The 8746-nt window shown below is 31.5% G+C and carries 5 protein-coding genes and 1 pseudogene; 3 read left to right on the forward strand and 3 right to left on the reverse strand.

Features of this window, described 5'->3' with window-relative positions; genetic code table 11:
• The first annotated feature begins 90 nt into the window (after positions 1 to 90).
• Entirely contained in the window at positions 91 to 4299 is a 4209-nt protein-coding gene (locus HMPREF0629_RS02575; protein WP_009221817.1) for a 2-hydroxyacyl-CoA dehydratase, read from the forward strand.
• 17 nt (positions 4300 to 4316) lie between these two features.
• On the opposite strand, the gene HMPREF0629_RS02580 is transcribed toward HMPREF0629_RS02575, so the two are convergent.
• From HMPREF0629_RS02580 to HMPREF0629_RS07640, 3 genes are read right to left on the reverse strand one after another with little or no spacing between them, the layout of a single operon-like run.
• Positions 4317 to 4907, reverse strand: coding sequence for a TetR/AcrR family transcriptional regulator (locus HMPREF0629_RS02580; RefSeq protein WP_039856501.1), 591 nt, complete (start codon positions 4905 to 4907; stop codon positions 4317 to 4319).
• 23 nt (positions 4908 to 4930) lie between these two features.
• On the reverse strand, positions 4931 to 5845 hold the full coding sequence (locus HMPREF0629_RS02585; RefSeq protein WP_009221819.1) for a copper amine oxidase N-terminal domain-containing protein: 915 nt from the start codon (positions 5843 to 5845) through the stop codon (positions 4931 to 4933).
• Between the two features lie 26 nt (positions 5846 to 5871).
• Entirely contained in the window at positions 5872 to 6465 is a 594-nt protein-coding gene (locus HMPREF0629_RS07640; protein ID WP_009221820.1) for a hypothetical protein, read from the reverse strand.
• 169 nt (positions 6466 to 6634) lie between these two features.
• On the opposite strand from HMPREF0629_RS07640, the gene HMPREF0629_RS02595 reads away from it, so the two are divergent.
• Entirely contained in the window at positions 6635 to 7957 is a 1323-nt protein-coding gene (locus HMPREF0629_RS02595; protein WP_009221821.1) for a CCA tRNA nucleotidyltransferase, read from the forward strand.
• Positions 7958 to 7959: 2 nt separating this feature from the next.
• Positions 7960 to 8746, forward strand: a pseudogene (locus tag HMPREF0629_RS02600) (phosphoglucosamine mutase); the annotation flags it as partial.

An 8746-nucleotide genomic window follows, 5' to 3' on the forward strand; every position in this document is an offset into this window, starting at 1 on the left:
ATTTCATACAAATATCATATTTTAGTATTATTATGTAATATAAGATTTAGAATATGTATATGCTTGTATTGAAAGGAGCATTTCAAAAAAATGAAAATTCACATGGGACTTGATATTGGATCAACAACAGTAAAGCTTGTAATTTTAGATGATGATTACAATATTTTACATTCAACGTATAGAAGACATTTTTCTGATGTGAAAAACACTGTAAGAGATGTAATAAATGAGTGTTATGATAGGTTTAAAGATGATATACTTACAGTTTCGGTTACAGGATCAGGAGGTTTGTCAGTTCACAAATTACTCGGCATAAATTTTATTCAAGAAGTTGTTGCAGGAACTGAGGCGATTCAAAAATATATACCTCAAACTGATGTTGCCATAGAACTTGGCGGAGAAGATTCTAAGATAACATATTTACGTGGAAGTATCGAGCAGAGAATGAATTCAATTTGTGCAGGAGGCACAGGTGCATTCATTGATCAGATGGCAAGCTTGCTTCAAACTGATGCATCCGGTCTTAATGAGCTTGCCGGCAATTATAGTAAATTATATCCGATTGCATCAAGATGCGGAGTTTTTGCAAAAACGGATGTACAGGCTCTTATAAATCAAGGTGCAAGTAAATCCGACATAGCTATATCGGTTTTTCAATCAGTTGTAAATCAAACCATATCAAATCTTGCATGTGGAAGACCTATAAGGGGTAAAGTTGCCTTTTTAGGAGGACCTTTACATTTTTTACCTATGCTCAAGGATAGGTTTGTAAAAACTCTTGAACTTAAAGATGATTTTATAATATCACCGGATAATTCTCAGATATTTGTCGCACTTGGTGCGGCTATTTCAAGTTTTAATGATGATGACATTCCGTTTAAAAAGCTATATTCCAAAGTAAATTCTAATGATGTAATTGAAGAAAAAAGTTCGGTTATTTTAGAGCCCCTCTTTAAAAATGATGAAGAGATTTTGGAGTTTAGGGAAGCTCATAAGACTAGAGATATGCCAAGAGCAGAACTGAAAGAATATGAGGGAAAAATGTATCTTGGTATAGATTCGGGATCTACTACTTCAAAACTGATACTTATTTCTGAGAATAATGAAATTTTATATTCTCATTACGGTTCAAATAAAGGGAATCCACTTGAAATAGTTATTGAGCAGTTGAAAAAAATATATGATGAAAAAAATGAAAAATCATATATAGCTTCAGCAGGGTGCACAGGATATGGAGAAGATTTTTTAAAGGCTGCACTTAATTTGGATTTTGGAGAAGTTGAAACTATCGCACATTTTAAAGCTGCGGAGTTTTTTGATCCTAATGTCGATTTCATATTGGATATTGGCGGTCAGGATATGAAAAGTATGAAAATTTCAAATGGAATTATTGAATCTATTCTTTTAAATGAAGCATGCTCTTCAGGATGCGGTTCTTTTCTTGAAACTTTTGCACATACTGTAAATATGACTCCGAGTGAATTTTCAAATGCCGCTTTAAAATCAAGAAGACCTGTTGATCTTGGAAGCAGATGTACAGTATTTATGAATTCAAATGTTAAACAAGCTCAAAAAGAAGGAGCAAGTATTGAGGATATTTCAGCAGGACTTGCATTTTCGGTAGTAAAAAATGCAATTCAAAAAGTAATCAAGGTGAGAGATCCCAAAGAGCTTGGAAATAATATTGTAGTACAAGGCGGTACCTTTTTAAGTGATGCAGTGTTAAGAGCATTTGAAATTATAACCGGGACAAAAGCAACGAGGTCACCTATTGCAGGTCTTATGGGAGCTCTTGGAATGGCTCTTATATCTAAGGAAAAGTCAACCGGGGTTTCAAATATAATAAGTAGTGATGAACTTGATAAATTCACATATAAATCTATATCAACCAACTGTCATCAGTGCACTAATAACTGTAGATTATCCGTAAATATTTTTTCAAACGGTAAGAGATATATAACGGGTAACAGATGTGAAAAGGGAGCAGGAATAATAAAAAGAGATGAAGAAGAGCTTCCGAATTTATATAAATATAAATATAATAGATTGTTCAGTTATGAGAGTTTAAGTGAAGACGAGGCATACAGAGGAACGGTAGGTATACCGCGTGTTTTAAATATGTATGAAAATTTCCCGTTTTGGCATACCTTTTTTACAAGCCTCGGATATAGAGTTGTACTTTCGGATAAATCATCAAGAGAAATCTATGAATCCGGAATTGAGTCAATATCATCTGAAACTGCATGCTATCCTGCTAAGATAGTTCATGGACATATAGAAAATTTAATTTCAAAGAATGTTAAGATGATATTTTATCCTTCAGTATTTTATGAAGAGAGGGAATATAAAAGTGCAGATAATACTTTAAATTGTCCTGTTGTCGCAGGATATAGTGAGGTAATAAAAAATAATGTAGAGAATTTGAAAGATAGAAATATAAAATTTTTAAATCCATTTATATCATTTGACAATCGCAAAAAACTTGAAAATAGACTTTCAGAAATTTTTGTAGCAATACCGTTGCGTGATATAAAGGAAGCGGTTAAAAGGGCATATAGTGAGTCTGACAGGTACAAGATGGATGTCCATGCTGAAGGCATTAGGGCAATGGAAGAAATTAAACTTAGAAATATTAAGGGAATAATTCTTGCCGGAAGACCATATCATATAGATCCTGAAATAAATCATGGAATACCGGAACTCATTAATTCATTGGGACTTGCTGTAATATCGGAAGATAGTATAGCAAATCTTGTGGATGTAGACGGAAGACTTAGGGTGCTTGACCAGTGGAATTATCATTCGAGATTATATAGGGCTGCAAAATTTGTCGGGACCCATAAAAATCTTGAAATGATACAATTAAATTCTTTTGGGTGTGGAATAGATGCAGTTACAACGGATCAAGTGAATGAAATTTTAAAAGGTTATCATAAAATTTATACAGTATTAAAAATTGATGAAGTAAACAATCTTGGAGCAATAAAGATAAGAATAAGATCATTGCTTGAAGCGACAGAGAAGAGAAAGAACTTTGAAAAACCTATACTCATTGACGAAAAGCCTGTTCTGTACACTAAAGATATGTCAAAAACTCATACTATACTGTTACCTCAAATGGCACCTCTTCACTTTAAAGTTTTTGCATCTGTTATGCAGGCGGAAGGTTATAATGTAGAAGTGCTTGAGGATTTAGATTTTCATGTGGTAAATGAGGGGTTAAAGTATGTAAATAATGATGCTTGTTATCCGTCGATTTTTGTAGTAGGTCAGTTTATAGATGCATTGAAGAGCGGCAAGTATGATACAGACAATTTGACACTATTAATATCACAAACAGGGGGAGCATGTCGTGCATCAAATTATGTGGGATTTATAAGAAAAGCGCTGCATGATGCAGGATATGGAAATATTCCCGTTCTGGCACTTTCTTTTCAGGGAATAGAATCTCATCCCGGTTTTGAAATAGGTAAGAAAAAAGGTATAAGGATTTTACAAAAGTTAATAGTTTCGATGCTCTATGCAGATTTAATTATGAGGCTGACTCAAGCTACAAGACCTTATGAAAAAATTAAAGGCTCGGCAAATCAATTAAGCATAAAATGGATTGGTATATGTTCTGATTCAAACAACAGCTTTTCTATAAAAAAGTTTGAGAAAAATGTACATGATATAATTTCTGAGTTTGAGAGTCTTGATGTGAACGATATTAAAAAACCGAAAGTTGGAATAGTCGGAGAGATACTTGTAAAATATTTGCCGGCTGCAAATAATTATATTGTAGATAAACTTGAGGATGAAGGAGCGGAGGTTGTAATTCCGGATTTAACGGATTTTATAATGTATTCATTCAAAAATGCACAGATTAAGCATGAAGAGCTTTCTAAACCGATACTTTCATCAATTTTTTGTAATATGGGGATATGGTTTATTGAAAGATATAGGGAAGTTATAAGAAACAGACTTGCACAATCACGTTTTGACTGTCCTAAGAAAATCGAAGAGATTATGGAATATGCAAGAGAATATGTTGATCTTGGAAATCAATATGGAGAAGGATGGCTTTTGACAGGAGAAATGGTTGAGTTAATTGAGATGGGAGTAGAGAATATAGTATGTGTTCAACCGTTTGGCTGTTTACCTAATCATATAACAGGCAAGGGTGTTATAAAGGCTGTGAGAGAAACATATCCTAATTCAAATATTGTTCCGATAGATTTTGATGCTTCGGCATCAGAAGTAAATCAATTTAACCGAATTAAGTTAATGTTATCTCAAGCAAGAAAAAATATGAACTAATAAAATAAACAGCTCTGTTATTTTACAGAGCTGTTTATTAATTTTACAAACATTAGAATTGCATCATCATATTCGGATTTGTTAAATTCAAATACATTATTTTGAAGAGTAAGCAATAATCCGTTGAATAGAAGCTGGAATAGTTTTAAAAGAGCATCCGAATTCATTTCATGTTTTTTTCCTTCATTTGCCCTTTCAATTTCAATAGAGCTTTTTATTTTTTCGGCTTGTCTTTTTAAAAAGTCTACATACTCATTATATGATTCCTTAGGACCATATTTTATTATATCTTGTTGCCGATGAAAAAGTTCTTTATTGTGTAAGAATATAAGATCCATTATTTTAACAATCCTATTTTCAATGGAAGATTTATTGTACAGAGCTATGTCAACTCTTTTATCATATTTTTTAAGGAGCATTTTAAGTGCAGCTCTGTGTAAGTTTTCTTTATTTCCAAAATGATAGTAAATTGGAGTTCTTGAAATACCGCATATAGCAGCAATTTCATTTATATTTGTTTTAGTATATCCGTTTTTTGAAAATAGATCATAGGCAACTGTCAAAATACTTTCTTTAATTAATTTTACATTTTCAACTGAATTGTTCATGCACATCTCCTTAATAGGTAATCCTATATTTTATTTAATAAATTTTTTATAGTTTGGTCTTCAAGCAAGTTTGAAGTTTCATTAAATGATTTTATATCTTTGTCAGGTTCATATATTTTTCCTTCCAATTCAGCTTCCAATGCCTTTTTAATCTCTGCAAGTTTAATTGCAAGTTTAGTTTGAATGCCGATTACTTTTTTGGCGGAGTCGCTATTACCGTCAGATAATGCAGATGTAAATTCATTTACCATGTCTTTAGTAAGTATTGCGGCTTCTTTTAAAAATCTGTCAGAATTTGTAAATTTTTTAGGAGCATTTAAGGAGTTTATTTCTGCTGCTAAATTTTCGATTTCTGATTTTAAACTGTTATACTTAACTGCAATTTCTTGAGGAGTATATTTGCTTGCATCCTCAAAGTAGTATTTTTTAAGTTCGTTAAAATTAGTTTGTAGTTTTGTAGAAAGTGAAGTTATTTTTGAAATATATTCTTTTTCATCTGCTGACAAGTTTTTGTATTTATCAGTTGAAGAAAGCTTTACAATATAATTGTCTTTATCCCAATCTACTGTAACACCGAGATTTTCAGCTATAAATCTTATAGGGACGAAAGTTCTGTCCTTTGTAATTTCGGGAGCAACATCATTTTCTTTTGCAGTTCCATTTACGAGTACTTCTGTTTTGTCAATAGTAAGCACAATAGTTGTCATATTATTTGAAACAGTAACTTCTCTTTTTTCTGCATTCCAATCCACTTTGTAATTTAGTGCTTCAGAGATAAATCTAAGAGGAACTAAGGTACGGCTGTTTTTTATATATGGCATTACATCTGTCTTTATTTCTTTGCCGTCTAATTCTATTTTAATAGGTTTAGCTGCATATACATTTGTACCGATTATTAGAATTAAAATGACAAATAATAGATTTATAAATTTTTTCATAATTTCTCCTTTAATTTTTGTGTAATTTATTTGTTAGAGGAAGTATTATTTTTCACAGTGGGCATATCATTTTTTTGATAAATTGATTCAATGTAATTTAATGTTGCATCGTTTCCGCTTTGAACTTCAATAAATGATTCTGCTCCTCTTACAGGTTCAATCTTTCCGTTTACATTGTCTCTATAAAAAATTATATATTCTCTATTTTGTAGAAGATTTTTCGGAAGTTCTATAACTACGCTTGACAGATCACCTTTGTAATCTTCCAAGAAGCTTACATCTGTAGTGTTATCCTGTCCTACTTGAATTCTTACTCTTGAAATATAGTCCGAATTGTCCATTAGATTTTTAAGTACTTCTCTGCTCAACTTTACATTTTGACCTGTGATTTGAGTTTCGTTTTCTACAGGTTCATCTAAAATGTCAGTGTTTTCTGAATCTGCATCTTCTACATTTTTACTTTTTTGTTCATTAGAGACAGCGGTATTTTTATCATTTGCAGATTTATTTGTTTGAATTTTTGTTTCCGGCTTTTCCGCTTCCGTATTTTTATTTTTGCCACAACCGATCAGCAAAATACTAAAGCATAAAATGATTATTAATAAAAATTTTTTGTTCATATTGACCTCCTATTTGATTATAATTATAACACATTTATATAAAATGTCTTGTTAAAATAGATTTATTATGTGAAAATTATAGAAAAGTTAATTAAATTATTCAAAAGATTAATAATTGGTTAGAGCAAAACAATGTAGTATGGTATAATTTGGACTATAGGGTGATGCTATGCCAACGGAAATTTTAGAAATATTGAATATATTAAATATGAGAGGGCATCTTGGATATATAGTGGGAGGTTCTCTTAGAGATATGCTATTGGATCGAATTCCATTTGATTTTGATATTGCGACTGATGCAAAGCCATATGAGATAGAAGAAATTTTTGAGGATTATTTGTTTTATTCTATTGGTAAGAAGTATGGGACTATAACTATAAAGTATAAAGACTATATTGTAGAACTTACTACTTTTAGAAAAGAAGGCATTTATGAAAATCACAGATATCCCACAGAGGTATTTTTTACCGAGAATATAGAAGAAGATTTAAAACGTAGAGATTTTACAATAAATGCAATGGCGATGGATGGAAATGGGAATATTATAGATTTATATTCAGGAATCAGTGATATAAAATCAAGAGTAATAAGAACGGTAGGAAATGCAGATGATAGAATTTGTGAAGATGCACTTAGAATTTTAAGAGCAATCAGGTTTGCAGGCACACTTGATTTTAAACTTGATTGTGATTTAAAAGATGCGATTATCAAAAATAGATCTTTGCTGAATAATATTTCAAAAGAGAGAATAGCATCTGAATTTAATAAGATTTTACTTAGTGAAATGCCGTCAAAATCTCTTAAACTTATGGCGGATACAAAAGTGCTTGATATAATTTATCCTAAACTTTATAATACTGTAGGATATAATCAAAAAACTCCTTATCATAATAAAACGCTTTTTGAACATTTGTTATGTGTTGTAGATAATGTTCCAAAGAATTTTGAACTTAGACTTGCGGCATTATTTCATGATATAGCAAAACCAAGTACACTTAGTGTAGATAAAAATGGAATAGGACATTTTTATGGACATGCGGAACTTGGAGCAAAAATGGCTGAGGAAATTTTAAGAGAAAACAGATATAGCAACAGCACTATAAAAAAAGTATCCACTTTAATTTTATATCATATGAAGGTTCATGATAATATGACAGATAAAGCTCTGCGTAGGCAGATTAGAAAAGTTGGAGCGGAAAATATATTGGAGCTTTATGAACTTATGATTGCAGATAGATTTTGTACTATGACAAATAGGGATACAAAATTTTTACTTGATAGAAAAAACAGAATTACTGAACTTTTAAAAGAGAGTACATCCAAAGAAAAATTTTTAGCTGTTAATGGTAGAGATATAATGACATTAGGCTTTAAAGAGGGTAAAATAATAGGAGAAATATTGGAATATATAACAGAAGTTGTTTTAGATGATCCAAGTTTAAATAACAGAGAAGAATTAGAAAAAATAATAATAGAAAAATATGGGAGATAAAATTGGGAAAATTATTTGGTACTGATGGAATAAGAGGAGTTGCAAATTTAGAACTCACACCTGAACTTGCATATAATGTAGGAAGAGCTGCAGGATATATCCTTTCTAAGGATACTAAAGGTAAAATATTAGTTGGCAGAGATACGAGACTTTCCGGAAATTTACTTGAGAGTGCACTTATATCGGGGATTATGTCAATAGGCCTTGATGTTGAGCTTGCAGGAGTGATACCGACACCTGCTGTTGCATATCTTACAAGAAAAGGTGATTATTTGGCGGGAGTTGTTATTTCCGCATCACATAATCCGTTTGAATACAATGGAATAAAATTCTTTTCAAGCGAAGGGTATAAGCTTCCTGATGTTGTTGAAAATCAAATAGAAGAGTTAATATTTTCAGATACTAAAATTTACAAGAATGCAACATATGGAGATGTCGGCACAGTAACATACAGTTTAAATTTAAAAAAGGAGTATGAAGATTACCTTGTATCTATTTCAAATGTTGATTTAACGGGTAAAAAAATAGCAATAGATACGGGCAATGGTGCGTTAAGTGAAATAGCAGAGCATGTTTTGAGAAGACTTGGTGCCGAGGTATATGTGATAAATAATACTCCAAACGGAGAGAATATAAATTTAAGCTGCGGTTCAACAAATCCGAACCTTATAAAAGAACTTGTAATACAAACAGGTGCAGATATCGGCATGAGTTTTGATGGAGATGCTGATAGAATTATTGCGGTAGATGAAAAAGGAAATATAGTTGATGGAGATCATATACTTGCAA

Origin of the sequence: Peptoniphilus sp. oral taxon 386 str. F0131 (genome assembly GCF_000090945.1) — a bacterium.
Lineage (GTDB): Bacteria > Bacillota > Clostridia > Tissierellales > Peptoniphilaceae > Anaerosphaera > Anaerosphaera mikwangii.

What these genes read in the sequence shown, in the direction of transcription:
- HMPREF0629_RS02575 (WP_009221817.1), top strand. Translation starts at nt 91, where the DNA reads ATGAAAATTCACATGGGACTTGATATTGGATCAACAACAGTAAAGCTT.
- HMPREF0629_RS02580 (WP_039856501.1), bottom strand. Translation starts at nt 4,907, where the DNA reads ATGAACAATTCAGTTGAAAATGTAAAATTAATTAAAGAAAGTATTTTG.
- HMPREF0629_RS02585 (WP_009221819.1), bottom strand. Translation starts at nt 5,845, where the DNA reads ATGAAAAAATTTATAAATCTATTATTTGTCATTTTAATTCTAATAATC.
- HMPREF0629_RS07640 (WP_009221820.1), bottom strand. Translation starts at nt 6,465, where the DNA reads ATGAACAAAAAATTTTTATTAATAATCATTTTATGCTTTAGTATTTTG.
- HMPREF0629_RS02595 (WP_009221821.1), top strand. Translation starts at nt 6,635, where the DNA reads ATGCCAACGGAAATTTTAGAAATATTGAATATATTAAATATGAGAGGG.